This is a genomic window from Streptococcus sp. 17.1, from assembly GCF_016648655.1.
In the GTDB taxonomy this organism is placed as follows: Bacteria; Bacillota; Bacilli; order Lactobacillales; family Streptococcaceae; genus Streptococcus; species Streptococcus salivarius_E.
This window is the reverse complement of record NZ_JACLQM010000006.1, coordinates 63351-90162: the sequence shown is the minus strand read 5'-3', so window position 1 is coordinate 90162 and position 26812 is coordinate 63351. Positions and strand designations below refer to the sequence as shown.

26 protein-coding genes, 1 tRNA gene, 1 other RNA gene and 5 pseudogenes are annotated in these 26812 nt (G+C 37.5%); 21 read left to right on the top strand and 12 right to left on the bottom strand.

The features are described 5' to 3' along the window. Window positions 1-430: 430 nt before the first annotated feature. Complete coding sequence (locus H7T99_RS05305; RefSeq protein WP_037601286.1) at window positions 431-946, bottom strand: DUF308 domain-containing protein; 516 nt, start codon at window positions 944-946, stop codon at window positions 431-433. A gap of 218 nt (window positions 947-1164) precedes the next feature. Beyond that, a complete protein-coding gene (locus H7T99_RS05300; RefSeq protein WP_037601283.1) occupies window positions 1165-1677 on the bottom strand; it encodes a helix-turn-helix domain-containing protein in 513 nt (170 codons plus the stop codon). Window positions 1678-1884: 207 nt separating this feature from the next. Here H7T99_RS05300 and H7T99_RS10670 point away from each other — a divergent pair, with 207 nt between their 5' ends. From H7T99_RS10670 to H7T99_RS05285, 4 genes are read left to right on the top strand one after another with little or no spacing between them, the layout of a single operon-like run. Beyond that, window positions 1885-2067, top strand: coding sequence for a hypothetical protein (locus H7T99_RS10670; protein WP_080702562.1), 183 nt, complete (start codon window positions 1885-1887; stop codon window positions 2065-2067). Between the two features lie 45 nt (window positions 2068-2112). After that, complete coding sequence (locus tag H7T99_RS05295) at window positions 2113-3090, top strand: replication initiation protein (protein WP_037601278.1); 978 nt, start codon at window positions 2113-2115, stop codon at window positions 3088-3090. Window positions 3091-3101: 11 nt separating this feature from the next. Next, window positions 3102-3290 (top strand): DUF3173 domain-containing protein, encoded by a 189-nt coding sequence (locus H7T99_RS05290; RefSeq protein ID WP_000369785.1) that lies wholly within the window; start codon window positions 3102-3104, stop codon window positions 3288-3290. A 1-nt stretch (window position 3291) separates the two neighbouring features. Continuing rightward, window positions 3292-4431, top strand: coding sequence for a site-specific integrase (locus tag H7T99_RS05285; protein WP_037601275.1), 1140 nt, complete (start codon window positions 3292-3294; stop codon window positions 4429-4431). An 86-nt stretch (window positions 4432-4517) separates the two neighbouring features. Here H7T99_RS05285 and H7T99_RS05280 read toward each other — a convergent pair. The 3 genes from H7T99_RS05280 to H7T99_RS05270 form a co-directional block, all read right to left on the bottom strand. Continuing rightward, window positions 4518-4590, bottom strand: a tRNA-Lys gene (locus H7T99_RS05280). Next, window positions 4591-4786, bottom strand: a non-coding RNA gene (gene ssrS / locus H7T99_RS05275) — 6S RNA. It abuts the tRNA gene before it with no gap. A gap of 86 nt (window positions 4787-4872) precedes the next feature. Continuing rightward, entirely contained in the window at window positions 4873-6141 is a 1269-nt protein-coding gene (locus H7T99_RS05270; protein WP_002885641.1) for a replication-associated recombination protein A, read from the bottom strand. A 169-nt stretch (window positions 6142-6310) separates the two neighbouring features. Between H7T99_RS05270 and rpmB the strand changes: the two genes are divergently transcribed. From rpmB to nrdG, 9 genes are all read left to right on the top strand, one after another. After that, complete coding sequence (rpmB, locus tag H7T99_RS05265; protein ID WP_002885786.1) at window positions 6311-6499, top strand: 50S ribosomal protein L28; 189 nt, start codon at window positions 6311-6313, stop codon at window positions 6497-6499. A 126-nt stretch (window positions 6500-6625) separates the two neighbouring features. Then, window positions 6626-6892, top strand: a complete 267-nt coding sequence (locus H7T99_RS05260) for an IreB family regulatory phosphoprotein (protein WP_002885737.1) — start codon at window positions 6626-6628, stop codon at window positions 6890-6892. After that, complete coding sequence (ruvX, locus tag H7T99_RS05255; RefSeq protein WP_022496180.1) at window positions 6892-7311, top strand: Holliday junction resolvase RuvX; 420 nt, start codon at window positions 6892-6894, stop codon at window positions 7309-7311. The genes H7T99_RS05260 and ruvX overlap by 1 nt, the downstream gene beginning before the upstream one ends. Window positions 7312-7416: 105 nt before the next feature. Next, window positions 7417-7722: a DUF1292 domain-containing protein gene (locus H7T99_RS05250; protein WP_002887079.1), complete on the top strand. Its 306-nt coding sequence runs from the start codon at window positions 7417-7419 to the stop codon at window positions 7720-7722. 211 nt (window positions 7723-7933) lie between these two features. Next, entirely contained in the window at window positions 7934-9580 is a 1647-nt protein-coding gene (locus tag H7T99_RS05245; protein ID WP_037601268.1) for a hypothetical protein, read from the top strand. 98 nt (window positions 9581-9678) lie between these two features. Then, on the top strand, window positions 9679-11883 hold the full coding sequence (gene nrdD, locus H7T99_RS05240; protein WP_002885751.1) for an anaerobic ribonucleoside-triphosphate reductase: 2205 nt from the start codon (window positions 9679-9681) through the stop codon (window positions 11881-11883). 89 nt (window positions 11884-11972) lie between these two features. After that, on the top strand, window positions 11973-12104 hold the full coding sequence (locus tag H7T99_RS10575) for a hypothetical protein (RefSeq protein ID WP_002885877.1): 132 nt from the start codon (window positions 11973-11975) through the stop codon (window positions 12102-12104). Window position 12105: 1 nt separating this feature from the next. Beyond that, on the top strand, window positions 12106-12606 hold the full coding sequence (locus H7T99_RS05235) for a GNAT family N-acetyltransferase (protein WP_002885693.1): 501 nt from the start codon (window positions 12106-12108) through the stop codon (window positions 12604-12606). A gap of 4 nt (window positions 12607-12610) precedes the next feature. Beyond that, window positions 12611-13216, top strand: a complete 606-nt coding sequence (gene nrdG / locus H7T99_RS05230; protein WP_002885801.1) for an anaerobic ribonucleoside-triphosphate reductase activating protein — start codon at window positions 12611-12613, stop codon at window positions 13214-13216. Window positions 13217-13244: 28 nt separating this feature from the next. On the opposite strand, the gene yaaA is transcribed toward nrdG, so the two are convergent. The 7 genes and pseudogenes from yaaA to H7T99_RS05195 form a co-directional block, all read right to left on the bottom strand. Continuing rightward, window positions 13245-13976 (bottom strand): peroxide stress protein YaaA, encoded by a 732-nt coding sequence (gene yaaA, locus H7T99_RS05225; RefSeq protein WP_002885850.1) that lies wholly within the window; start codon window positions 13974-13976, stop codon window positions 13245-13247. Window positions 13977-14062: 86 nt separating this feature from the next. After that, the gene (locus H7T99_RS05220; protein WP_002885781.1) at window positions 14063-15004 is read right to left on the bottom strand and encodes a YitT family protein; all 942 of its coding nucleotides are present in this window, start codon (window positions 15002-15004) and stop codon (window positions 14063-14065) included. Further along, complete coding sequence (aspS, locus tag H7T99_RS05215) at window positions 14997-16748, bottom strand: aspartate--tRNA ligase (RefSeq protein ID WP_037601265.1); 1752 nt, start codon at window positions 16746-16748, stop codon at window positions 14997-14999. The genes H7T99_RS05220 and aspS overlap by 8 nt, the downstream gene beginning before the upstream one ends. Window positions 16749-16857: 109 nt before the next feature. After that, the gene (locus H7T99_RS05210) at window positions 16858-17280 is read right to left on the bottom strand and encodes a hypothetical protein (RefSeq protein WP_037601262.1); all 423 of its coding nucleotides are present in this window, start codon (window positions 17278-17280) and stop codon (window positions 16858-16860) included. Between the two features lie 7 nt (window positions 17281-17287). Further along, window positions 17288-18568 (bottom strand): histidine--tRNA ligase, encoded by a 1281-nt coding sequence (gene hisS, locus H7T99_RS05205; protein WP_002885861.1) that lies wholly within the window; start codon window positions 18566-18568, stop codon window positions 17288-17290. 152 nt (window positions 18569-18720) lie between these two features. After that, window positions 18721-20082, bottom strand: a pseudogene (locus tag H7T99_RS05200) (PTS transporter subunit EIIC). 65 nt (window positions 20083-20147) lie between these two features. Further along, entirely contained in the window at window positions 20148-21260 is a 1113-nt protein-coding gene (locus H7T99_RS05195; protein WP_022496170.1) for a vitamin B12 independent methionine synthase, read from the bottom strand. Window positions 21261-21490: 230 nt separating this feature from the next. Here H7T99_RS05195 and rpmF point away from each other — a divergent pair, with 230 nt between their 5' ends. The 8 genes and pseudogenes from rpmF to H7T99_RS10750 all read left to right on the top strand — a co-directional run. Further along, window positions 21491-21673 (top strand): 50S ribosomal protein L32, encoded by a 183-nt coding sequence (gene rpmF / locus H7T99_RS05190; protein ID WP_002885630.1) that lies wholly within the window; start codon window positions 21491-21493, stop codon window positions 21671-21673. Between the two features lie 15 nt (window positions 21674-21688). Beyond that, on the top strand, window positions 21689-21838 hold the full coding sequence (gene rpmG / locus H7T99_RS05185) for a 50S ribosomal protein L33 (RefSeq protein ID WP_002262412.1): 150 nt from the start codon (window positions 21689-21691) through the stop codon (window positions 21836-21838). A 321-nt stretch (window positions 21839-22159) separates the two neighbouring features. Next, window positions 22160-23614 (top strand): annotated as a pseudogene (locus H7T99_RS05180) (IS1182 family transposase). A gap of 829 nt (window positions 23615-24443) precedes the next feature. Then, window positions 24444-24871 (top strand): annotated as a pseudogene (locus H7T99_RS10570) (UDP-N-acetylglucosamine 2-epimerase); the annotation flags it as partial. Further along, window positions 24845-25227, top strand: a pseudogene (locus tag H7T99_RS05175) (UDP-N-acetylglucosamine 2-epimerase); the annotation flags it as partial. The pseudogenes H7T99_RS10570 and H7T99_RS05175, both read left to right, overlap by 27 nt. A 29-nt stretch (window positions 25228-25256) precedes the next feature. Continuing rightward, window positions 25257-25490: pseudogene (locus H7T99_RS05170) on the top strand (PfkB family carbohydrate kinase); the annotation flags it as partial. Between the two features lie 21 nt (window positions 25491-25511). Next, a complete protein-coding gene (locus H7T99_RS05165; RefSeq protein WP_014635176.1) occupies window positions 25512-26549 on the top strand; it encodes a GGDEF domain-containing protein in 1038 nt (345 codons plus the stop codon). A gap of 102 nt (window positions 26550-26651) precedes the next feature. After that, window positions 26652-26812 (top strand): glycosyltransferase family 2 protein (locus H7T99_RS10750; RefSeq protein ID WP_201035959.1); only part of this gene is annotated, 161 nt, incomplete at its 3' end.

Here is a 26812-nt window from a genome sequence, read left to right as displayed (position 1 = left end):
TGCAAATGTGGCATATGTTATTGAAAAAAATGAATTTGATGAGCCTGGATATGTGAAGTAATTATGTGAGATAAGAAAATAAATAAGAGAGTTGAAAATGTACTGCACCCCAAAAGTTAGACAGAAAAAATCTAACTTTTGGGATCAGTACAAACAGTGCTTTTTTTGTTGAAATCGCAAAGAATCTAAGCTTTCTTTTTGCAGATAACATTCGCTCTTTTATTTTCGGTATGATTGAGTCGATGCCCCGTTCTCGACCGGTTATTATTGCAACTTATCGAATGCTAGAGCACTATGCCATCACTTTTTGGAAGAATACTTGGAGCAATTCTACGCAGAATGGAATGCGAAAAAGTGATAATTAAAGAGACAAAAAAGCTGAGAATATGATTTCCCAGCTTTTTTGAATGCGATAGAAATAGCAACTAGACTATTTACGAAAGGCCTCAATAATGTAGGTGAAGCCAGTAACTAAAAATGAAAAGGCAATGACATAAACGACAAAGACACCTGTAGCCACTGGATTGAACAGAATCACTAGACCTAGTAAAAATACAAGCAAGGCTACCCACGTGATATTGCTACCAATAATAGGGAAAATCAATCCTAGACGATTGCCTTTAAAGAAAGCAATAATGGCTTCTACAATTAACCAAATTCCTACAATGGTCGGAATGACGACCGGCAGGGTCACAAAGCCATAAGCAACGAGGTAAAGAGCTAAGAGAAGACTAACAAACCCTTGGAAAAGATAAACAGGTGAGCGAAGCTCTTTTGGTGCAGAGAAATAGCCTAAAATAGCTGCTATAGAAGAAACCAGTAAACCAAATGAAATCCACCAGCTGTAAGCAACAAGATTAGCTACTGGGTTTGTAAATAGGAAAAGTCCTAAAAGGACAAAAACAACTCCTGCAAGGAATAGCAGTAAACGATTAGAAAATTTCATTTCAATACCCCCTATATAGTATAGTCTGATAATTAAACTATTATACTTATTTTTATAGAAAATGTCAATAAAATAAATAAACAATTTGGAAGTTTCAGTCTGACTTACAAAAAGAAAAGGAGTTTCCACTCCTTTTCACAGATTGAAGACAAAGTCCTTATAAAAGTGTCTTCTAAAGATTTTAACTTCAATCTGAAGCGAGGTTATCCTCGCTTTTTCTATTTATCAAACAATTCCTTATTTTCAATCAAGAGTTCTAGTGGAGATTTTTCTCTTGCTACAATAAAACCAGGTTCATATTGGGTATGAAATGTTCTTTTCTGAGAAGTTGGATCAATATACAACTCTTCTCCATCTTCTGTGTATAGTTGGTTGCCTCTTGTTAGGTAAAGTAAATCCTCTAAGTGTTGTCCATTAGTATGTAGGAAATGCTCGATGTATTTGACAGCTTTTAAAATCTCACTTACTTTATCAGAGTATTCATTCGATTCAAGAACACTCTTTTCTAACTCAATCTCTTTACTAGTTCCAAATAGTTGGGTTGGAGTTGCGTTAAAATATTCTGCTATCTTATCCAAATTTGCAAAGGTAGGATAGCTTTTTTGTTTTTCATAATCAGAGATGGACTGTTTACCGATTCCTAAATCTTCCGCAAGTTGAGTTTGACTTACTCCTTTTTCTATGCGTAGTCGTGCCAAATTGGGTCCAAAATTTTGAATAATAAAGGTCATGGGAAACTCCTAATTTTATTTTTAACTTATTTTATCACCTATAAACTTACAAATCAAGTTTTTAGTTGACTATCCAAAATAATTTTTATAAAATATATTTATAACTTATAAACAAGTTATAAACTATACAAAATGGTTCGTAAGTTTAAGGACAGTGAGTGAGGAGGAAGTTGAGGGCGAGACTATGACTTATGACTATTCGAAGCCTTGGAGCTAGAAATTGTGTGGACAAGGTCAAGGGACGAGCCTGACGGGAAGTCAGGCGAAGTCCTGCAGACTGTCGTCCAGACAATTTCTAGCCAAGCAAAAGCTGGCTATTCTAACAGCCAGCAAAAAGGTACACTTAGGACAACGTCCAAAGAACGACGGAACGAGCAAACGTTGATTTGACGGTGTTTCTGAGACCTAAAAAATCTAAAAGAAGGGGGGACAATTTTGTTGGTTTCTTTACAAGATTTAAGAAGCATTCAAGAACGATGTGAAATAGGAGAATTAGTACAGATGTTAGATGTCAGTATTGATAGATTAACGGTTATCTGGGATACAGACACTGGTTCCCTAAGACGAATTTTCAAAAATCTGAAACAGGCAATAAGTACAAGAGTTGACTCATTTGAAATATATGATAATGTTCGAGATGATGTCTTTACTTTAGCTAAAGTTTTTAATGAGTATGATTCGATCAATATTATATTTTTTCAATTATCCACTTATGGAGGTGAACAATTGATTCGAATTGATTTCAATCCTAATACTTTAAAAGAATTTGATGGAATGAAAGTATGGCGACAATTAATGTACTTTGCTAGATTGAATTCATTGACGGTACGTTTGTCTCGTTTTGATTTGGCATTTGACATTTTTAACAGGCCTGAAATCGTTAATTTGCAACATATTAAAGGTGGTGTTACCCATAAGGTCTTCTATGGTCGAGGGGGCGAATTAGAGACGAAATATTGGGGTTCTAGCGGTAGTAATGTACAAGTTAGGTTATATGATAAGAACAAAGAAATCATTGCTCATAAGCGCGAAGAGAAGCTAGATTTGGCTGTAAATCCGTTTTGGTGGAGACTGGAGTTCCAACTCAGAACCAAAGCGATTGGTGAGGAGATGGTCCAAGATATTATGAATCGACTTGATAATTTCGGATTTTATAAGCTAGAACATATTCGAGTAGAGCAAAGAGCATTTACAATTATCTTTCTCAATAATCCTGAACTGTTATCATTAGCTTTTCCAAATTTAAAATCTGACAGCATCAAAAAGAAAAAAACAAGAGTCCGCAAATTATTGAGAGAAGAAACGAACCAATTTGCGGAAGAATTAAAAGAAGTATTAATACAGAATCTCCCTAAATTAAATACAGAATTAAAACTACTTGTAGGCGAGTTTCTGAATTTAGAAAATAATTAAGGAGGATAACTATGGATAATAATTTAATTAGTAACAAAGAATTAATTGAAATGGGCTATCGCCCTCATACAGCGAATGATATCATTCATCAGGCAAGAGAATTACTTGTATCACGAGGCTATACATTTTATAATCGCAAACGTTTGATGGTTGTTCCAAAAAGTGTTGTAAATGAGATTCTAGGAACAGAGGTGGCGTAATATGGCAAGTGTTCGTTATCGAAAGCGAGGAGATAGTAACTTATGGACCTATGAAATTCGTAACGAAGGAAAAACTGTTGCTCATAATAGCGGTTTTAAAACAAAAAAACTTGCAGAGTCAGAAGCTGAACCGATTCTGCAAGAACTTCGTTTAGGGAAAAGAATTTCTAGAGATATTTCTCTTGTCGATCTATATCAAGAATGGCTTGAACTAAAAATTCTACCGAGTAGTAGATCGGAAGAGACAAAGAAAAAATATCTTCTCCGTAAAAACACAATTGAAAGATTATTTGGAAATAAAAAAGTCACTCAAATTCGTGCGAGTGAATACCAAAGAATTATGAATAAGTATGGACAAACAGTTGGTAGAAATTTTCTTGGTAGATTGAATACTGGGATTCATCAGAGCATCCAAATGGCAATTGCCGACAAAGTTCTAATAGATGATTTTACACAACATGTCGAGTTATTTTCATCCAAAGAACAACAGATGACAGAAGAGAAATATTTACATACAGAAAGGGACTATCTGGATTTACTTTTAGCAGTAAAGAAAAAATTTGATTACCAACGTTCAATTGTTCCTTATATCATCTATTTTCTATTAAAAACAGGCATGAGGTTTGGAGAGTTAATAGCGTTAACTTGGAATGAAGTTGACTTTGACAGAGGACTGCTAAAAACATATAGGAGGTTTAATACCCTTTCTCATAAATTTGTCCCTCCAAAAAACAAAACGTCTATTCGTATGGTACCGATAGACGAAGAATGTATCAAAATTTTGCGCCTTTTACAAACGGAGCAAGAAAGAGCAAACATGGAGTTAGGAATCAAAAATCGATATCGAATGATCTTTCAACATTTTGGATATATTCATTCAGTTCCAGATATTGCAAGCGTCAATAAAGCTTTGAGTGTTCTCTTAAATGAGTTGGACATTTATCCAATTATCACGACAAAAGGAGCACGTCACACCTATGGAAGCTACCTCTGGCACAAAGGGTTTGACCTTGGAGTTATTGCAAAAATTCTAGGGCATAGAGATATTTCAATGTTGGTAGAAGTATATGGACACACTTTAGAAGAGAAAATTTTTGAGGAATTTAATCAAATCAGAGATATCTGGAAAGATTGCTCATAAAAAAATGTGGGGCAAACGATGGGGCAAATGCTCTTAAGACAAGCAAAAAAGCCTTGGTTATCAAGGCTTTTACTGTTGGAGTTTGATGCCCCCTACAGGGCTCGAACCTGTGACCCATGGATTAAGAGTCCACTGCTCTACCAACTGAGCTAAGGAGGCTGGATGCTGTATTGGTACCGATGATCCACCGTTTGTATTGAACCCGCGACGTAAAAAAGCAGGTGGGCGACTCGCTACTAACTTCAGTTGCTTCTGGGTGAGCCAGCCTGCACACTGTTAATAGACCTCTGTCTCCCGATAATACAAAAATTAGTCGGTCAACACTTATATGTGGATTCGTATACCACAGCAATTTCTATGTTTTTATAATACCACTTTTGAAAATTATTGCAAGAGGAAAAATCAATTTTATTGCAATCGTTTTCGTTGATTCCTCTCGTATTACCTAGATAACTTATCGATCCGTTCTTTATTAGCTCCAAGAGCTCTTTCATATTTCCCGGTTTCATTGGGTTGGAAATAATTCACACCTCTTAATTTATCCGGAAGATATTGTTGTTTGACCCACTTTTCAGGATAAGCATGGGGATACTTGTAATCTTGTGCATTGCCCAGTTCCTTGCTTCCAGCATAGTGTCCATCTCTCAAATGACGAGGAATAGGTAAATTCCCTGATTTTCTAAGGTCTGCCAAGGCAGCATCCATAGCCATATAAGCCGAATTCGACTTAGGAGATAAAGCTAAGTCAACAACTACATTGGCAATCAAAATACGCGCCTCTGGGAAACCTACTTTCTGTGCAGCTTCCAAAGCTGTAACCGTGTGAACTTGCGCATCAGGATTAGCTAAACCAATATCCTCGTACGCAATCACAGTCAAGCGTCGTGCTAGACTAGGGAGATCTCCTGCTTCAACCAAACGTGCTGCATAGTGAAGACTGGCATTAACATCAGAGCCTCGAATAGATTTTTGCAAAGCAGAAAGTACATCATAGTGTCCATCACCGTCTTTATCCATGGTGATATAGCTACGTTGTAAACTATTTTCCACTGTATCTAAAGTAATATGGCGAAGCCCATCTTCTGAAGCTGGCGTCGACATGACAGCTAAATCTAAGGAATTATAAGCCGAACGTAAATCACCATTAGTAGCCGTAGCAATAAAATCTAGAGCATCCTCATCTAACTGGACATCAAAGTCAAAGCCACGCTCCTTGTCCTCTAGAACACCTAGTATAGCTTCCTTAATATCCTCGTTAGAGAGTGGTTCCAACTCAAATATTTGTACACGACTACGGATGGCTGGTGTGACAGAAAAAAACGGATTCTCCGTTGTAGCCCCAATCATGATAATATTACCATTCTCTAAGAGTGGCAATAAAAAGTCTTGTTTAGCTTTATCCAAACGATGAATCTCATCTAGAAGCAGAACTAAGCCACCTGAAAATTTAGCCTCTTCCGCAATTTCCTGTAGGCGTTTCTTGCTATCAACAGTAGCATTAAAGGTTCTAAAAGCAAATTTTGTTGTTCCTGCAATAGCACTAGCTATTGAGGTCTTCCCGATTCCTGGTGGCCCGTAGAGAATCATTGACGACAGCATATTCGCTTCTACCATACGGCGAATAATTTTACCTTCACCAACCAAATGCTTCTGACCAATCACCTCTGAAATTGTACGTGGACGCATGCGTAGAGCAAGATTATCTGGCATCTTCTCTCCTTTTTTAACTGATTTTTTCTTATTATAATAAGCATATACTATTTTGTTATAAAAAGAAATTATAAATAGTTCTTGTCAAACCTAAATTCTTATGATAGAATGTTTTGGTATGTGGTGCTAGCACATCCGTAATAAATTCTACCTAGGAGGAAAACACGAAATGGCTAAAGTATGTTACTTTACAGGACGTAAAACTGTTTCTGGAAACAACCGTTCACACGCTATGAACAAAACTAAACGTGCCGTTAAACCTAACCTTCAAAAAGTTACTATCCTTGTTGATGGTAAACCTAAAAAAGTTTGGGCTTCAGCTCGTGCGCTTAAATCTGGTAAAGTTGAACGCGTTTAATCTTATTGGATATTAAGAGAGATGGCTTCAGTCGTCTCTTTTTTTGTTCATCGTCTTTCCCTTTTGGCTATACTTATGTTATAATAAAGAACTAACAGATAATTCTTATAGAAAGAAGGTGTCAGTATGGGATTTACAGATGAAACTGTTCGTTTCAACCTAGACGACGGTAGCAAAGATGAAATCAGTAATACTTTGACAAATGTCTACCGTTCGTTAGCTGAGAAAGGTTATAATCCTATCAACCAAATCGTCGGTTATGTTCTGAGCGGTGACCCTGCTTATGTTCCGCGTTATAATGACGCCCGTAACCAGATTCGTAAATACGAACGTGATGAAATCGTTGAAGAACTCGTTCGCTATTATCTTAAAGGAAATGGAATTGACCTCTAATGCGAGTAATGGGACTTGATGTTGGCTCAAAAACAGTAGGAGTTGCGATTAGTGATCCCCTCGGTTTTACAGCCCAAGGCGTTGAAATTATTAAAATTGACGAGGAGGCTGAAGAGTTTGGTTTCGACCGACTAGGCGAGCTCGTTAAAGAATATAAGGTAGAAAAATTTGTTGTTGGTCTTCCTAAAAATATGAATAACACTGAAGGACCACGTGTTGAGGCAAGCAAAGCCTATGGTTACAAAATCAAGGAAATCTTTGGAATTCCTGTAGATTACCAAGACGAACGCTTGACAACTGTTCAAGCCGAGCGTATGTTGGTTGAACAAGCAGATATCAGCCGTGGTAAACGTAAAAAAGTTATTGATAAATTAGCTGCCCAACTTATTCTACAAAACTACCTCGATCGAATGTTTTAAGAAAGTGTAATAGAGACCTAATAGTCAAGTGACAATCTAGTAAACTGCCAAGCAATATACTAGATTTCCTCACTATTCAGTGCTCTCTACAAAAAGGAGAACAATATGTCACACAATCACGACCACAACCATGATCATGAAGTCATCACTTTAGTAGACGAACAAGGAAATGAAACACTTTTTGAAATCTTGTTGACTATTGATGGACGCGAAGAATTTGGTAAAAACTATGTTCTTTTGGTACCAGCTGGTGCTGAAGAAGATGCTAATGGAGAAATTGAAATCCAAGCATACTCATTCACTGAAAATGAAGACGGTACTGAAGGCGACCTTCAACCAATCCCTGAAGATTCAGATGCTGAATGGGATATGATTGAAGAAGTTTTCAATAGCTTCATCGATGAAAACTAAAAAATAATCAATGCCATAGGCAAAGAAATGGCTTGTTAAAAAGAGATTGGGATATTGTATCTCAGTCTCTTTTTTAGATATTTTTTATTAAATGTAAGAAATTAGAGGAAAATTGACTAAATGGTATTATCTGATATACTTTAAATAAGACAATTAGGAGGCAAGACCCTTCTATTTATAACTTTCCAAATGTCAACAAAGGAGTTTAATTGTGAGTCCATACAACGAAGACAATACTGTAGATTCAAGTGGCTACCAAGGTTATCATCGAAGCCACCATCGATCTCATACACAAGATAGTCAATTCGAAAAGATTGAAGTGACAATTCAAGGACATACCGAAGAATCAGATTCTTCTCAAATAGAGAAAAAAACTAAGATCTCACTTCCATGGAAGCATAAAGGTCATATCCTGATTTTCAGTTTGATCTTAAGTATTTTTAGTATAGCAGTTCCCTGCTTTACAGACTTTGCCAATAATATACAGTCTCAAAACCTTTACATTGCAAAAATGTTTGCCAATGGTAGCTTACCCTACTCTGACTTTTTTGCGACAGGCGGCTTCTTTTATTACTTACTAGTTTCTCTGGCTTTCCGTTTAGGATCAACTCTTTGGCTGATTCCTATTCAATTCCTTACCTACTATCTTTCTGGAAGTTACCTTTACAAGACTGTCATGCACATGACAAACAAGAAGGAAATTGCCACTCTAATTAGTATTATTTTCTATGTCACTAATGGAACACTTGGTTTTGGTGGTCTCTACCCTATCCAATTTGCTATGCCTTTTGTCCTAGGTGCCATCTTCTTCTTAACTCGTTACTTTGCGGGTCACAGTCGTGATGAAGCCTTTATTCTTTACGGCTTCGCTGGCACTGCGGGAGCTCTTTTTGAAGCTCGAACTCTTATTTTCTGGATATTGTCACTTGTGACAATCTTCGTTTACAACCTTGTCAACAAACACTTTGCTCGTGGTTTTTATCAAGTTCTTTGTATTATTTTTGGTAACATTCTAGTATTGTATCTATGTCTTTACTTTATCCTAAATTTACAAATTACATCGGACTATATTAACCAAGTTTTGGTTTACAACTTTACACAACTCGCTGTAGAAAAAAATGACTTTCTACTTACGTTAGCTTACCAAAGTTTTGCTGTTATAGGCTCTGGATTACTTGTTGGTGCACTGACTACAAGCAACCACCTTCTTGGCGATGCTAAAGATAAGAGCATCAAGTGGGTACTACTCCTTAGTTTTATCTTTACAGTAGTTTACAGCTTGTTCTCTCAAAGCTTTGGGCTTTACAGTATTCTCAACATCGTACCTTATGGTCTAGTCTTGACAGCACTTTCTTTAGATGATGCTATTAAAAAGAGAGCAGAGCGAACTTCTCACCGACGTCGTAATGGTAACCAGATTCACACACTTAAAGTTTTTGGTATCTTCCTTAGTCGTAATTACTTCTTACCTATTGCAGTCTTTGCATTTGCTTTCGCGATGCCAATCATTATATTCCTATTTAATTTAGGAAATAATACTGAACGTAGTACTGTTGCAAATTACCTCGCTAAAAATACTAAGAAGGATGAAACTATCTACGTTTACGATTCATCAGCAAAAATTTATTTGGAAAGCGGTCGTAAAGCAGCCTCACAATTTGTTCTTCCAGAACTTAACACAGCTAAATCTAGTCATCAGAAAGCTCTCTCAGATACTATTATCCAAGATTCAGCACAATATATCGTTGTCCAACAAGATACACAACTACCTTCTGATGTTAAATCTACACTTTCAAAAAACTATAAAAAAGCCCCTGTAAAAGGCGTTGAACGATACACTGTTTACGTCCTAAAATAGGTCAAAAAATCAATATATAGTGGTTGAGATAAAAATATACCACAATATATTGATTTTTTTTTGCCTAGTGCTATAATTAGTAGCGAGGTGATTTTTAGATGATTACATTAGAAAAAGAAAAGGTTACAATCAACCCTGATATCAAAGTCATCAAACGTGATGGTCGTATGGTTGTCTTTGATTCAAGTAAAATATATGAGGCTATCCTAAAAGCAAGTGAAGCTATTACACCTATCACACCCTTGATTGAAGCAAAGTTGGAGGGAATTGCCAACCGTATTGTTGCTGAAATCAATGACCGCTTCACTCAAAATATCAAAATATATGAAATCCAAAGCATAGTAGAGCACGAGTTACTCGAAGCTAACGAATATGCTATCGCTCAAGAATATATCAACTATCGTACCAAACGTGATTTTGAGCGTTCTCAGGCTACTGACATCAATTTCACCATTAGTAAACTTGTTAATAAAGACCAGGCTGTTGTTCACGAAAATGCTAATAAAGATAGCGATCTTTACAATACGCAACGTGATTTAACCGCAGGAATTGTCGGAAAATCTGTAGGACTTAAGATGCTTCCTCCACACGTAGCAAATGCTCATCAAAAGGGAGATATCCATTTCCACGATTTAGACTACAGCCCTTACACACCTATGACCAACTGTTGTTTGATTGACTTCAAAGGCATGTTGGCAAATGGTTTTAAAATTGGTAACGCTGAAGTTGAAAGTCCTAAATCCATTCAAACTGCAACAGCACAAATTTCACAAATCATCGCAAATGTTGCCTCTAGTCAATATGGTGGCTGTACTGCAGACCGTATCGATGAGTTTTTAGCTCCTTACGCAGAACTTAACTACAAAAAACACTTAGCTGATGCTAAAGAGTGGGTAGCTGAAGAAAAACGTGAAGACTATGCACGCGCCAAAACGCGTAAAGATATCTACGATGCTATGCAATCTCTTGAATACGAGATTAATACGCTTTTCACTTCGAATGGACAAACTCCCTTTACCTCCCTCGGTTTCGGTTTAGGGACAAACTGGTTTGAGCGTGAAATCCAAAAGGCTATCCTACAAGTTCGTATTTTAGGACTTGGCTCCGAGCACCGTACAGCCATTTTCCCTAAACTCATTTTTACCTTAAAACGTGGACTTAACTTAGAGCCTAGCTCACCTAACTACGATATTAAGCAACTAGCTCTTGAATGTGCAACAAAGCGTATGTATCCAGATGTCTTGTCATATGACAAAATCGTTGAATTGACAGGTTCCTTTAAGGCTCCTATGGGATGTCGTTCCTTCCTCCAGGGGTGGAAGGATGAAAATGGTGTTGAAGTTAATTCTGGACGAATGAATCTGGGTGTTGTAACCCTTAATCTTCCTCGAATTGCCCTAGAATCTAAGGGAGACCAAGATAAATTTTGGGAAATTTTTGAAGAAAGAATGGGAATTGCCAAAGATGCACTCGTCTACCGAGTTGAACGTGTCAAAGAAGCTACACCTGCTAATGCACCTATTCTTTATCAGTACGGGGCCTTTGGCCAACGTCTAGGTAAATTCGATAATGTAGATCAACTCTTCAAACATCGTCGTGCAACTGTATCACTTGGTTATATTGGGCTTTATGAAGTAGCATCCGTTTTTTATGGTAGTGACTGGGAGACTAATCCAGAAGCCAAAGCATTCACGTTAGATATCGTTAAATCTATGAAAAATGCTTGTGAAAGTTGGTCTGACGAATATGATTATCATTTCTCTGTTTATTCAACACCATCAGAGAGTTTGACGGATCGTTTCTGTCGTTTGGATACTGAAAAGTTCGGTGTCGTGACTGATATCACAGATAAAGAGTATTACACCAACTCTTTCCACTACGATGTTCGTAAAAATCCAACACCATTTGAAAAATTAGAATTCGAAAAAGCTTACCCCGAAGCTGGCGCAACTGGTGGATTCATCCATTACTGCGAATATCCAGTTCTCCAGCAAAATCCAAAGGCACTCGAAGCTGTCTGGGACTTTGCTTATGACCGTGTCGGTTACCTCGGAACGAATACTCCAATTGATAAATGCTACAAGTGTGACTTTGAAGGGGACTTCACCCCAACAGAACGTGGATTCATGTGTCCTAACTGTGGCAACACAGATCCTAAAACAGTTGATGTTGTCAAACGTACTTGCGGCTATCTAGGAAATCCACAGGCACGCCCAATGGTTAAAGGACGCCACAAAGAAATCTCTGCTCGAGTCAAACACATGAACGGTTCAACCATAAAATATGAAGGTAAACACCTTTAATAAGACCTAGAATACATTATAATAAACTAGAAGCAGCTGGATGATACCTTCCAACTGCTTTGCTTATTTCATTTTTAGAAAGGAATATAATGGGAAAATATCAGTTAGATTATAAAGGTATGCAACAAGTGGAACGTTACCACGAAAAAAATGCAACTGTAAAAAACGATAAAAAAGCACGTGTCCAAGCCCTTTTGAAAAAAGCTGGAAAGAAGAAATAATATGATCTTACGCCGACCGAGTCAAACAGATAAAGAAGCTATCTTAGAGATGATGGCTGAATTTGAAAGGGAGCAATCTGCTCATGATGGTGGATTTTGGAACCCCGACAATTTTGTTTATGAAGAGTGGCTGGAAGAAAATATTCAAGCGGAAGCGGGACTCAATATTCCTGAAAACTGGGTTCCTGCTATCCAGCTGGTTAGTTTTGACGAAGCGGATCATGCTCTTGGTTTCCTCAACCTTCGTCTCCGATTAAATGACTACTTACTAGAAAAAGGGGGCCATATTGGCTACTCTATCCGTCCATCCGAACGAGGAAAGGGTTATGCGAAAGAATCACTCCGTCAAGGCTTACAAGTAGCTAAAGACAAGAATATTCATCGTGCTCTGGTCACTTGTAGTATCAAGAATCCTGCTAGTCGAGCTGTTATATTAGCCAACGGTGGCCAGTTGGAGAACATTCGCCATGAAACTGAGCGCTATTGGATAGATTTGGAGTAGAATCATGACATGGAATACACCAAAACCACAGGAATGGAAGTCTGAAGAACTTAGCCAAGGACGTATTATTGACTACAAAGCTTTTAATTTCGTTGATGGTGAAGGCGTGCGTAACTCCCTTTACGTCTCTGGTTGCATGTTTCATTGCGAGGGATGCTATAACGCTGCCACCTGGTCCTTTAAGGCAGGAATTCCCTATACTAAAGAACTTGAAGAACAAATCATGAGGGATCTAGCTCAACCTTACGTACAAGGTCTCACGCTACTTGGTGGTGAACCCTTCCTAAACACAGGAATTCTCATTCCCCTAGTCAAACGCATTCGTGAGGAACTCCCGGAAAAAGATATCTGGTCTTGGACTGGTTATACTTGGGAGGAGTTGATGCTTGAAACTCCTGATAAACTAGAACTTCTTCAACTCGTTGACATTCTCGTTGACGGCCGCTTTGACATCACTAAAAAGAACCTTATGCTCCAGTTTCGAGGATCATCTAATCAACGTATTATTGATGTCAAAAAATCTCTTAATCAAGGAGAAGTCGTTATTTGGGACAAGCTAAATGACGGTCAAACGAACTATGAACAAGTCGATCGTAAAGATATGCTATAAAAAAGTCTGAGCTTATAACTCAGACTTTTTATGCAATTTTAACAAAAACTAGCTCATTATTAGAGGATAAATCCTCACGATAATTAAACTCATCAAAAGACAATTTTCGTAAATCATTAATCGTTTGACAATTCTCCTCCATAACAGCTGTCAAAAAAGCCCCTCTTGCCTTTTTGGAAATCGTAGAGTGAGTCTTAAGAACCCCATTGCGGTCTTCCATAAAACTAACCGTGAATAACTGCTTACGAAGAGTTGGACTAAAAACATCCTCGAATTCACTTGAAAGCAAAGAAACAACCGGAACTTGACTCTCCTCTAAAAATTGATCATATTCAGCACGCCAATAGTTTTTTAAGGACTGACCATCAACCTTAATCTTCGTATGAAAGTCATGACGATGTTCTTGAATCGGGTAAAAAGCGGGAATGATTCCATAAAAAGAAGATGTGATAAATACTTGTTGGTCTAAGAATTCTTTTTCACATGTGGATAAGTCACTACGTTTGATGTGACGATACATCAGTCCATTAAAAAGCTCGATAGCCGGATAGGTTTTCGCTTCTCCCGATAAAATCGCAGCCCAGCGCTGCTTTTCTTTCTCAGCCTGCTCAGGCTTTATTTTATAAGCTGTGGATAATTCATCTGTGGACAATTTTGCCATTTCAGTTAGGATAGCCGCACTCTTTTCGGATAATTTTTGAGACGAAACTTCCTTACTGGCCTTCATTTCTTTTGCGGTTGGAATTAAAAATCTAATCATACTGATATTGTAAAGTCAAGCAGGCATTTCGTCAAGAATTCTCTCCAACAAAAAAGAAGCTAACGTTCGTCAACTTCCTTTTTTTGTTAGTCATCTAAATCAACAAAACGACCTAGAATATGTACATTTTCTGCGATGGAGACAAAGGCTTTGGGATCTGCCTTTCTCATATAATGCTTGAAGTCAGTATACTCTTCACGCGTAATAATCGCCAGTAATACTGCTTTCTTTTCGTGATTATAAGTCCCTTCCGCATCATTAATCAGCGTTACTCCACGGTGGAGTTTCTTCTGAATCATCCTTACAACTGGGTCAGGATTACTTGTGACAATCATAGCCTGCATTTTCTTTTGTTTTGTGAAAATCGCATCTGTAACTCGACTAGAAACAAAAATAGTCACCATTGAATAAAGAGCATATTTCCAACCAAAAAGAATGCCCGCAAAAACCATGATAATTCCATTGACAATCAAGGAGATATTACCAACATCACGACCTGTTTTCTTACGAATAGTGAGGCTAACGATATCCGTCCCCCCACTAGAGATACGTGATTTTAAACCGAAACCAATCCCCGTACCCATGACCAAACCACCAAAGATAGCATTGATCAAAGGATCCTCTGTCAAGGTTACATGTGGCATCACCTGAATAAAAAGGGAGCTCATCGTTACTGTAATGAAGGTAAAGATTGTAAATTTATGGCCAATCTTGTACCAAGCCATAATCAAGAGAGGGATATTAATCGCATAGAAAGTCAATGATACTGGTATCTCAAAGCCCAAAGTTCTAACACTCAATGCCGATAAAACCTGTGCCAAACCTGTTGCTCCACTGGAGTAAACATGTCCAGGTTGAAAAAAGAAATTAACGGCGATTGACGATAAGAGACCATAAAGTAAAGAAGCTGAGACTTTTTCAGTATATTTTTCACGGGAAATACTACGTACAGCCTGCAAAACGCCCATTTTCTTCGCAGACTTTTTCGCTACAAATTTAACATGTTTATGAAGAGGTGCTTTATTCATTTTCTAAATCTACATGAAGGGCAAGTTCTTCCAACTGTTTATCAGCCACAAGACTTGGGGCCTGAGTCATAGGATCTGATGCCTTATTATTTTTAGGGAAGGCAATCACTTCACGGATATTATCTTTACCTGCAAGAAGCATAACAAAACGGTCAAGACCGATAGCCAAACCACCATGTGGTGGGAAACCATAGTCCATAGCTTCAAGAAGGAATCCAAATTGCTCATAGGCTGATTCTTCAGAGAAACCAAGGGCTTTCAACATACGTTCCTGTAGGTCTTTATGATTGATACGTAGACTTCCTCCACCAAGCTCATAACCATTCAAGACAATATCATAAGCTACAGCACGTACCTTGGAAAGATCTCCTTCAAGCTCTGCTGCAGAATCTTCTGTTGGCAAAGTAAATGGGTGGTGAGCAGACATATAGCGTCCTTCTTCTTCAGACCACTCAAACATTGGCCAATCGACAACCCAAAGGAAGTTGAACTTAGTGTTGTCAATCATGTCAAGTTCTTTAGCAATTTGATTACGCAAAGCACCAAGTGTGTTATTAGCGATTTCAAGTGTATCTGCTACAAAAAGAACTAGATCATTCTCTTCAAGGTGTAAAGCATCTGTCAACTTATCTTCAATACTTGTCAAGAATTTAGCAACTGGACCTGCTAGAGCTCCGTCAGTCATCTTAACCCAAGCAAGACCTTTAGCGCCAAATTGTTTGGCAAACTCTGTCAACTTGTCAATACTTTTACGTGAGTATTTGTCTGCATTTCCTTTGACAACAATTGACTTAACAGCTGGCGCTTCAGCAAACACTTTGAAGTCTACACCCTTGACAACCTCTGTCAAGTCTTGTAAAAGCATGTCAAAGCGTGTATCTGGCTTGTCAGAACCATAGTTATTCATGGCATCATCGTAAGACATGCGTGGGAATGGTAGTGTAACTTCAATTCCTTTAGTTTCTTTCATAACCTTAGCAATCAATCCTTCTGTAATATCTTGGATTTCTTGCTCATTAAGGAATGACGTTTCCAAGTCAACTTGTGTAAACTCAGGTTGACGGTCTCCACGCAAATCTTCATCACGGAAACACTTAACAATTTGATAATAACGGTCAAAACCAGCATTCATCAATAATTGTTTAGTGATTTGAGGACTTTGCGGAAGAGCATAAAAGTGACCTTGGCTAACACGGCTTGGAACCAAGTAATCACGAGCACCTTCTGGTGTAGATTTTGTCAACATTGGTGTTTCAACATCGATAAATTCCAAGTCATCAAGATAATTACGGATGGCGTGAGTTACTTTTGCACGGAGCTTAAAGTTTTCCAACATCTCTGGACGACGAAGATCCAAATAGCGGTAACGCATACGTGTATCATCACTAGCCTCAACACCATCTTTGATTTCAAATGGTGTTGTTTTGGCAGTATTAAGGACTTTAAGGTCTTCAACTTTAAGTTCGACAGCACCTGTAGGCAAGTTATCATTAGCTTGTTCACGCGCTTCAACAGTTCCTGTTACTTCAATAACAAATTCGCTACGCAAGCTTTCAGCTGTTTCAACAACATTAGCATCCGCATTTTCAGGGTTAACAACCAACTGCATCAAACCTTCACGGTCACGAAGATCGATGAAAATCAAACCTCCGAGGTTACGACGGCGAGATACCCAACCTTTCAAAGTAATAGTAGTTCCGATGTGTTCACTACGAACACGTCCGGCATACATAGAACGTTCCATAAATACACTTCTTTCGTTAATTTTTTAGTCTTAACTATTATAGCAAAAAGCCCATCAAAACCCCACCCATTTCAGGTTAGAATTTTAATAGACTTTCTTTTTTATAAAACTATTTGCCAAATTGTTTCAACAAATCACTAGTATCCACGTAATCCTCAGCAAACTCTTCAAAATCTTCAAAACGATAATCGGCTGTTTCTAAGTCAAGTAAACTATTCCAACGGAATCCGTAAACATCTTCAATGATAACACTAAGTTCATCAGTTTCCTCGTCTACCTGCCATCCCAAATAACGTTCCTGGGTTTCAAAACTCAAGACCACATCTTGACAATCCTGACGCCAAACTTGACCAAGTAATTGCTGACACATCGCATGATCACTTGCAGGCTCATCATTAAACCAAGTAATATCATGTTTATCAAGAAAGGCAATCAACTGCCAAAACTGTTGTTGGAAACGAATGGACATACTGCGATCAAAAGCCAAACTGAACTTTTCACTCCGTTTGAGCATATCAACTATACTAACCATACGCCCCCTACTTTTCTAACTGTTCGAGGACTGCAGCAAAGTTTTTAGTTAGCTCTTCGAAACTTACAGTAACTTCCTCACGAGTAGCATTATTTTTGACATTAACCTGACCTGACTCCACTTCACTCTCACCTAATGTGATAACCGTCTTGGCCTTGAAGGTATCTGCTGACTTAAATTGTGCCTTAATCTTACGTCCAAGATAATCACGTTCAGCCTTAAATCCTTGATAGCGGATAGCTTGAACTAACTCAAGAGCTTTGCCATTGGCACCTGAACCAAGTACTGCAATGTAAACATCCAGATTTTCTTCCACCGGAAGCTCAATACCTTGTTTATCAAGAACCAAAAGCAAGCGTTCTAAACCAAGTCCAAAACCAAAACCAGCTGTTTCTGGACCACCGAAGTATTCAACCAAACTATCGTAACGACCGCCTGCACAAATTGTCAATTCAGACTTATCAATAGTGGTAATAAATTCAAAAATCGTGTGGTTGTAGTAATCAAGACCACGTACCATATTAGTATCAATCACGTAAGGAATGTTAAGACTATCAAGCATGGTACGTACTTCGTCAAAGTGCGCTTGACTTTCTTCATCTAAATAATCAAGGATAGATGGAGCATTTTCAACGGCAACCTTATCTTCTTTTTCTTTTGAATCGAGTACTCGCAAAGGATTTTCATCCAAACGACGTTGACTATCTTTTGACAAACTTTCACGCATTGGTGTCAAATAGTCAATCAAGGCCTGACGATAAGCCAGACGACTCTCAGTATTTCCAAGGCTATTCAAATGAAGGGTAACATCCTTAATGCCAAGCGTATTAAAGAGTTGGTAGGCCATAGCAATGGTTTCAACATCTGTTGCAGGATTTTTTGATCCAAAGCACTCTACACCTAGTTGGTGGAACTCGCGCAAGCGTCCTGCTTGAGGACGTTCATAACGGAACATTGATCCAATATAATAAACTTTAACAGGTTTTTGGACCTCTGGCGCAAAGAGTTTGTTTTCTACATAAGAGCGTACAACCGGTGCTGTTCCTTCTGGACGAAGTGTAATATGACGGTCTCCCTTATCATGAAAATCATACATTTCCTTAGTAACGATGTCAGTTGTATCACCTACTGAACGTGAAATGACCTCGTAATGTTCAAACATAGGTGTACGAATTTCACCATAATTGTATTTCTTAAATGTTTCACGTGCAACATTTTCTACGTACTGCCATTTGGCACTATCCGCAGGTAAAATATCCTGCGTTCCCTTAGGTTTTTGAAGTTTCATAATGATGATACAGGCCTCAGATAGACCTGCCCTCCTTTTCCGTTATTACAGATATAATCACTCTATTCTATCATAATTTATATAGCTTTTGGGAAATGGTGGAGGATTTTTCAACGTCAGAAAGAAACAGACCTCTCGGCCTGCCACAATCATTAATCTTCCTTATAAAGAATGAAGGTCACAATGAAAGATACCACAACAGAAATTACAAGACCTGCAATAGCTGTGTAAAAATATTTAAGTGTATCTTCACCAATATACGCAGCAATCGTCAAGAGACCTGGGGAACCACCCGCAAAATTTCTCGCACCTAAAATACCAAGGAAGAAGCCACCTACTCCCCCGGCAACAATAGATCCTATAAGGGCTGCTTTATTTTGTAAAGTTACCCCATAAAGAGCCGGTTCCGTAATTCCACAAATCGCAGTAATCCCAGCAGATGAAGCCAGAGCTTTTTTATTGGTATCCTTAGTTTTTAAAGCAATAGCAAGGGCTGCTCCACCCTGAGCCACATTTGAAGCCAAAGCACCTGGCTGTGCAATCGTATCATAACCAATAGTCATACGGTTATTGATTCCAATGGATACTAAGCCATAGTGAGTTCCTGTTGTAACCATTAACGGGAAGGTTGCTCCTACAATTGTCGGAACAACCCATGGGCCAAAGTTTTCCAACCACTTAAAGAAGTCACCCAACCAGTTACCAATGACAGCACCAATTGGACCTAAAATCTAAAGTGTTACGATTGCAGTAATTAAGGTCGTAATCATAGGAACCAAGAAAAACTTCACAGCTTTTGGTGAAATTTTAATCGCAAAGCGCTCCACGTAACTCATAAACCAAACTGCCAAAATAACAGGGATAACCGTTGATGAGTAAGAAGTTAATGTAAGAGGAATACTAAAGAAAGAGACGCCATGACCTGATTCCTTGGCAGTTGTCACAATCTGAGTAAAAGTTGGGTGTAATAAAATAGCACCAATCAACATCCCCAATTGAGCATTCGTCTTAAACTGTCGAGCTGCTGAGGCACCTAAAAATACAGGTAAGAAATAAAATCCAGCATCGCCAATAAAATTAAGAACTTGATAGTTAACATCATCTACAGCTACTACCTTAAAGACAACCAAAAGGGACAAAACGGCCTTGATCATCCCTGCTGCTGTAATTACTGGTAAGATTGGGGTGAAAATCCCAGAAATAAGAGCTAAAAAGCTTTGAAGAGGAGTTCTATCTTGTTTTTCCGATGATTCCTTAGATACTTCATCCAGATCCAATAAACCTTCTAAAGCGCGGTATACATTTGGTACATCACTCCCAACAACAACTTGATACTGGCCACCACTCTTAGCCAAACTCACCACACCATCGATAGCTTTAACAGCCTCATCATCAGCTTTAGAATCATCTGCTAAGGTAAAACGTAAACGTGTAGCACAGTGTGTTAGATTCTGAACGTTCTCCTTTCCTCCTACAGCTTCTAAAATCTTCTGACCTGTCTCTTTATAATTCATGACACTTCCTTTCTATATTCATAAAAAGAGAGAACAGGCTGAGCCCGTCCTCTGCATTTTTTCTATTATGACCAAACTTTATCAGTAATTGTTTTAATCAATTTCAATTTATTCCACTCATCTTGCTCAGTCAAGATATTACCTTCTTCAGTTGAGGCAAAACCACATTGAGTTGAGATACCAAGGTTCTTAAGTGGTACAAGTTCAGCCGCTTCATGGATACGAGCAATAACAGCATCTACATCTTCCAAAGCTGGATCCTTAGAAGTAATCACACCAAGTACCAATTCAACATGATCACGGTTATTCCAAATCGTTGGAAGTGGTGCGAAGCTACCTGAACGCGCATCATCGTATTCCAAGAAGAAGATATCATAGTTCAATTGACCAAGATATTTAGCGACTGAATCATAGCCACCTTCAAAAAGATAAGTTGACTTAAAGTTCCCACGACAAATGTGAGTAGCCAAAGTCAAATCTTCTGGAAGACCTTCCAAAGCTTTATTGATAGTATATACATCATCCTCAGCAATTTTTGCCAACTCAGCTGTTTTCTCAGGATTATTTTTTTCATTCTCAAACTGTTGAATCAAATAACCCCAAGTCGTATCATCCAATTGTACATAACGTGCACCCAAATCGTAGAAATGTTGGATGGTATCATGGTAAGCTTTAGCCAAATCATCAAGGAAATCTGTCCATGAATCATAGTAATCAGCATAAAGATCACTACGGTGGTCACGGTTAATGATGAGTGATGGACTTGGAATAGTTACTTTTGGAGTAATTCCTTCAGGAGTCACTGATTTAAGATATTCAAAGTCACGATAGAAAGGATGATTAGGATTTTCAGCAATTTTACCATTGATACGAACGTTAGTTGTACGTGTCTTAGCTCCATGGAATTTATATGAATCCTCTTGTTGGTAAGCTTCAAAACCAGTTAGGTTCCATAGGAAGTCAAGGTGCCACCAAGAACGACCAAATTCACCATCAGAAACGACTTGAAGGCCATTTTCTACCTCATGATGAACCAATTCCTTAACCAATTCATCTTGTACTTTCAACAATTCCTCTTGCGAAATCTCACCATTGGCAAATTTTTCACGTGCTTCTTTTAAAGCTTGTGGACGAAGGTAAGAACCAACATGATCAAAATGATAATGAACTTTACTCATAGTTATTTACTCCTTTTTATTCTTTCATTTAATGTAATAATAAGCCTATTCTAGCACTTGCTGTTATAGCTGTGAAATATGTATTTACTATCAAATTGTATAGTTTTTAACTATATGTTTTCTTGAGAAGTTTTTTGTCAAGTAACTTTACTTTACAAAAAAGATATGTTATTCTGTTATAGTTGATTTAAAATCAAGAACATAAATATTAATTCGGAGGAAATAAAGAAATGGCAGTACCTGCACGTCACACTTCAAAAGCGAAGAAAAACAAACGTCGTACACACTACAAATTGACTGCTCCATCAGTACAATTTGACGAAACAACTGGAGATTACTCACGTTCACACCGTGTATCACTTAAAGGATACTACAAAGGACGTAAAATCGCTAAAGCTAACGCAGCTAAATAATAGAAGGGAGATACCATGCGCGTAAATATTACACTTGAACACAAAGAATCTGGTGAACGCTTGTACCTTACTTCAAAAAACAAACGTAACACTCCAGACCGTCTTCAATTGAAAAAATACTCACCAAAATTGCGTAAACACGTAATCTTTACTGAGGTAAAATAAGGATTCAATACGAATCAATACAAAAGAAAAACGCTGATTTCAAGCGTTTTTTCTTTTTGTCAATTGCAGTTTATTGCACTGTATTTCAATTCAAACTCTACCTTTTTCTCTACCTTTTTATCGTAAAATCTGATTGGACACGGTTTGTGTCCAAGTTATTTATAAATAGCTTTATATCAACCTTTAGCAAGGTTGTACAACTTATTCATAAAAAATAAATAGATCTGATTGAAGACAAAGTCCTCAGAAGTTATACTTCTGGGGACTTTTCTTGCTTCGAAGGAGTATAATAAAAGAAAAGGTATTTGATGAGGTACTCCTATGTTTCACAAAGATAATCCTGAATATAATCGTCGTCAAATAGGTTTCTATACACTTGATGAACTTGTGCCTAAAGACCATTTTCTAAGAAAAGTTGAAGAAACGATTGATTTTTCTTTTATTTATGATGTTGTTGAGGATAGTTATTCTTCAGATAATGGTCGCCCTAGTCTAGCCCCTGTTTTGTTAGTTAAGATTCCTTTGATTCAATGTTTTTATGGCATTCGTTCTATGCACCAAACCATCAAGGATATCGAGGTGAATACGGCTTATCGTTGGTTTCTTGGCTTATCTCTGGATGATAAGGTACCACATTTTACAACTTACGGTAAGAACTATAGCTGACGCTTTCAAAATAAAGAATTGTTAGCACACATTTTTAGTCATGTGCTTCATCACGTTTTGGAGGCGGGGCTCATTGATCCCTCAGAAATCTTCATCGATGGGACACATATCAAGGCAGCTGCTAATAATCATAAGTACAAAAATGTTGTTGTTGATCAAAAAGCTAAATTCATGAGTGAACAACTGGATGTTGAGATTAATTTAGACAGGAAGAAGCATGCAAAAAAGTTCTTAAAGCCCGCCAAAAAAGGCGAAGCTAAATCTAAGAAACAATCAACGACTGATCCAGATAGTGGTTGGTTTCACAAGGGAGAACACAAGGAAGTCTTCGCTTATAATGCTCAGGTAGCTTGTGATAAACATGGTTGGGCCTTGGCTTATACAGTTGAAGCAGGTAACATCCATGATAGTCAGGCCTTTCCTGTTCTTTTCGCCAAGTTAGAACCCTTCTCCCCTGAATTCATTATTGCGGATTCAGGCTACAAAACACCTAGTATTGCCAAGTTTCTTTTAGAAAAAGAGATTACGCCAGTATTCCCTTACACTAGGCCAAGAGTAAGAGAGGCTTTCTACGTCCTAAAGACTTTGTCTATGACGAGCATTTTGACTGCTATCTTTGTCCAGAGAACCAGGTATTAACTTACCGTACAACGACACGTGAAGGTTATAGAGAATATAAAAGTAATCCCGAAATTTGTAAGACCTGTCCCTTGTTAGCGATTTGTACTGAAAGTCGCCAGCACCAAAAAGTTGTTGTGCGTCATATTTGGAAAGATGCCTTAGAAATCTGTGAAGATATCCGTCATCAAAGTGGGATGAAGGAACGGTACCAACACCGGAAAGAAACGATAGAACGTTTATTCGGAACAGCTAAAGAATATCATAACTTGCGTTATACCAGAGAAAAAGGAAAGTCCAAAATGGAAGATAAGGTTGGGCTTACTTTGGCATGTCTAAATATCAAAAAATTGGTAAAAATGATGGTAGGGAAGACCTGTTATTTTATCCAAATACCTCAATATTATTGGATTATGGGAGAATTAAGTGTGAATATAAAAAAAGACAAACATCAAAAACGATGTTTGTCTTCATTCTGAATCAGAATTTTAATAGGAATTCTGATTTTTTTATGCAAATCCATTTAAAAGCCAAAGGGTGTTTAATTATTATTTATTAAAATATAGATAAATATCATTTGATTAGTATTTGTTAAGTAGGAGTGCTTAATTCAAACGACCTCATTATAATGCTTATCACATACATTAAAATAATAAAAAATTGAAAGAAGGTTGAAAAATAAAAATAACATGCTATAATTATAGCGTCTATATGAATAGGGAACATGGGTAGTAGTAACTCGAAGCCAACCTGTTTGTAATATTTTGACTCTTTTGGGGAGAGTTGAATGATTACTTGTTGGTACTTGGTGCTATGTGATATGGTATTGGGATAGGGTTATCATACCGATGTTTTGATTTGTAAGATGGGGATAGAGCGTAAGTAAAGGGGACGCTCTTTAAAATGGGGAGAAGTTTTTATGAAATATATGTAAATTAGCAATACTGCTGGATTCAAAAACACTTTTATTAGCAAAGCGTTTTTTCTCCTGCAGTTTTTTTATTTATTAAATAGTGTATTTTTAAATTCGGGGGAGAAGACTAGAAAATCTCAAAACAATTGATATCCTTGGATGATATGACTTAGTTTTCTTGTCTTACTTCTTGAATTTTATACGTAATGATAGTCTTTTTATTGAGACCTTTTTCTTTATCTACTTTACATCATTTGCAAAACAAGACCAATAGCGAGGGCATTCCCTTTAATGCTTTTGGAGAAAGGATAACTCATTTTCCTTTTTATTGGGGATAATAAAGTGATAATGTAGAGTCTTATTTGTCAATATTATATTGATTTCGTATAGGTCATAGGGGGGGATCTTATGGGAAAATTAAATATTATGGTTGTCTTTGGGACAAGACCAGAGGCAATTAAGATGGCGCCGTTAATTCTTGAGTTGAAAAAAACATCAAGAAACCATTAATACTATTACAGTAGTCACAGCTCAACACCGTCAAATGCTTGACCAGGTTTTGGAGACTTTTGAAATAGTTCCTGATTATGATTTGGATATCATGGGAAAAAAATCAATCACTTCAGGAAATTACTTCTAAAATTTTGGCTAATTTTGATCCAGTTGTTAAGAAAGAACAACCTGATTTGGTTTTAGTTCATAGTGATACTACAACAACTTTTGCTGCTGGATTGGTTGCATTTTACAATAAAGTAAGTATTGGTCACGTTGAGGCTGGGCTTAGAACTTATGACAAATATTCACCATATCCAGAGGAAATGAATCGTCAGGTGACGGTTGTGACTAATTCTATCCATCATGCTGTTAAGCTGGTAGATCTCGGTATTAGTACTAGGATTATTGGTGGTAAGGTTAAACATTCAACAGATGCCTCTATTGGAAGTACAGCTCTGGAACAAATCAGACAACTGAATTTTGATTGTGCTTTCATTGGTGCTAATGGAGTTGATGCCAATTATTTCACAACGCCAGATATGGAAGAGGCGGTCATTAAACGAACAGTGATAGCTAATGCGCAAAAAGCCTATGTTCTAGCTGATGCTTCTAAACTTTCTCAACCTATGCTAAGGTAGCCGAGGTTGAGAAAGTAACCATAATCACAAATGCTTCGGAAGAAGGGCTCCTTAAATAATTAAAAGAGAAAACGAGGGTTATTGAAGTATGATTTATACTGTGACGCTAAACCCATCAATCGACTTCATTGTTCGTATCGACAAGGTAGAGATTGGTGAAGTTAACCGTATAGAGAGTGATGATAAATTCGCTGGCGGTAAGGGTATTAATGTCAGCCGTATTCTACAACGTTTAGGAATTGACAATACTGCTACGGGCTTCATCGGTGGTTTTACAGGACGTTTTGTTACAGACAGTTTGGATGCTGAAGGTATTAAAACTACTTAGAATGGTGAGACTGTAATGGTATTAGGAAAAGTAAGTGATTTTTTAATCAAGCATCAAAGATTGTTAACATACTTAAGTATTTTTGCTGCGTTAATGTTATTAATGCGCTTAGTGTATGATGATGTTTTGATTGACCATGATAATCCCATCGTTTTAGCAATCTTTATAGGAATACTAGTTCTTTGGACCCTAGCATCTTACCTTAATCGAAGACAGCATATGCTATCCCACTTTATCTTACAGAGTTCGAAACTTATTAACGTCTATGCTGTAGACTTAGATTATCGTTTTATTGCGGTTAATAAGAATGATATTCGGCTCATGGAAGAAATCTTTTATTTCACTCCCAAAATTGGTGACTTTCCAATGAATTATCTTAATAGTGAAGATGCTGCGCGTTTAAAAGCAAATGTTGATCGTGCGAAAAAGGGTGAAACATTTATATTTATGGATACTATTAAGACAGGCGACAAAACGCTTTACTGGCAAAATATGTATTCTCCCATTTATAACAATCGCCAAAAAGTGATTGGTGTTTTTTGTTTTGTTCTTGATGTTACAGAGCAGAGACTTCATGAACTTGAAATACAGAGGATGGCATACGAAGATGTTTTAACACGGGTTCATAATCGACGATATATTGAGCTTGCTTTTGAGGAATGTCTGACACGTAAAGAAGAACAAATTACGGTTATTATATCTGATTTGGATAAATTCAAAGAAGCAAATGATACCTTTGGACATGCTACGGGAGATAAGATTCTAATTGAATTTGGTGATATTTTAACGAAGATAATGCCTGAAAGTGCTGTAATAGCAAGGTTAGGTGGAGATGAATTTGCGGTTTTACTCCCTGGAGTTTCTGAAAATCAAGCTGAATTTTTAATAAAACTTGTTCAAGCAGAAATGACTCTCAAAGATATGGGGATTACAGCATCTTTAGGTGCTTATACGGACTCTTATCAATCACATAAAAACTTCGTTGATTTTTTTGCAATAGCTGATAAGAAAATGTACGAAAATAAAAGTCAGAAAGGAAAATCAAATGTTTGACATTATTCTAGTCGATGACGGTAGTGGAGCTGATTTTGCACCGTTATTTGCAATAGCTGATAAGAAAATGTACGAAAATAAAAGTCAGAAAGGAGAACGTCGATGATGTTTCAAGATGTTGTTATTGTCATTCCTGCCTATGAACCTGATGACCGTTTGTTGGAACTTTTGAAAAATATTCGGGATAAGGAAAATCAAATGTTTGACATTATTCTAGTCGATGACGGTAGTGGAGCTGATTTTGCACCGTTATTTGCAATAGC

Excerpts from the sequence above, each read along its gene's own strand:
- H7T99_RS05220 (WP_002885781.1), bottom strand. The coding sequence starts at position 15,004 with ATGAATAAAGCACCTCTTCATAAACATGTTAAATTTGTAGCGAAAAAG.
- H7T99_RS05260 (WP_002885737.1), top strand. The coding sequence starts at position 6,626 with ATGGGATTTACAGATGAAACTGTTCGTTTCAACCTAGACGACGGTAGC.
- nrdD (WP_002885751.1), top strand. The coding sequence starts at position 9,679 with ATGATTACATTAGAAAAAGAAAAGGTTACAATCAACCCTGATATCAAA.
- H7T99_RS05285 (WP_037601275.1), top strand. The coding sequence starts at position 3,292 with ATGGCAAGTGTTCGTTATCGAAAGCGAGGAGATAGTAACTTATGGACC.
- ruvX (WP_022496180.1), top strand. The coding sequence starts at position 6,892 with ATGCGAGTAATGGGACTTGATGTTGGCTCAAAAACAGTAGGAGTTGCG.
- H7T99_RS05290 (WP_000369785.1), top strand. The coding sequence starts at position 3,102 with ATGGATAATAATTTAATTAGTAACAAAGAATTAATTGAAATGGGCTAT.
- rpmB (WP_002885786.1), top strand. The coding sequence starts at position 6,311 with ATGGCTAAAGTATGTTACTTTACAGGACGTAAAACTGTTTCTGGAAAC.
- H7T99_RS05165 (WP_014635176.1), top strand. The coding sequence starts at position 25,512 with ATGGTATTAGGAAAAGTAAGTGATTTTTTAATCAAGCATCAAAGATTG.
- H7T99_RS05195 (WP_022496170.1), bottom strand. The coding sequence starts at position 21,260 with ATGAGTAAAGTTCATTATCATTTTGATCATGTTGGTTCTTACCTTCGT.
- yaaA (WP_002885850.1), bottom strand. The coding sequence starts at position 13,976 with ATGATTAGATTTTTAATTCCAACCGCAAAAGAAATGAAGGCCAGTAAG.
- H7T99_RS05210 (WP_037601262.1), bottom strand. The coding sequence starts at position 17,280 with ATGGTTAGTATAGTTGATATGCTCAAACGGAGTGAAAAGTTCAGTTTG.
- H7T99_RS05300 (WP_037601283.1), bottom strand. The coding sequence starts at position 1,677 with ATGACCTTTATTATTCAAAATTTTGGACCCAATTTGGCACGACTACGC.
- rpmG (WP_002262412.1), top strand. The coding sequence starts at position 21,689 with ATGCGCGTAAATATTACACTTGAACACAAAGAATCTGGTGAACGCTTG.
- H7T99_RS05235 (WP_002885693.1), top strand. The coding sequence starts at position 12,106 with ATGATCTTACGCCGACCGAGTCAAACAGATAAAGAAGCTATCTTAGAG.
- H7T99_RS05270 (WP_002885641.1), bottom strand. The coding sequence starts at position 6,141 with ATGCCAGATAATCTTGCTCTACGCATGCGTCCACGTACAATTTCAGAG.
- H7T99_RS05250 (WP_002887079.1), top strand. The coding sequence starts at position 7,417 with ATGTCACACAATCACGACCACAACCATGATCATGAAGTCATCACTTTA.
- H7T99_RS05305 (WP_037601286.1), bottom strand. The coding sequence starts at position 946 with ATGAAATTTTCTAATCGTTTACTGCTATTCCTTGCAGGAGTTGTTTTT.
- nrdG (WP_002885801.1), top strand. The coding sequence starts at position 12,611 with ATGACATGGAATACACCAAAACCACAGGAATGGAAGTCTGAAGAACTT.
- H7T99_RS10575 (WP_002885877.1), top strand. The coding sequence starts at position 11,973 with ATGGGAAAATATCAGTTAGATTATAAAGGTATGCAACAAGTGGAACGT.
- rpmF (WP_002885630.1), top strand. The coding sequence starts at position 21,491 with ATGGCAGTACCTGCACGTCACACTTCAAAAGCGAAGAAAAACAAACGT.
- aspS (WP_037601265.1), bottom strand. The coding sequence starts at position 16,748 with ATGGAACGTTCTATGTATGCCGGACGTGTTCGTAGTGAACACATCGGA.
- hisS (WP_002885861.1), bottom strand. The coding sequence starts at position 18,568 with ATGAAACTTCAAAAACCTAAGGGAACGCAGGATATTTTACCTGCGGAT.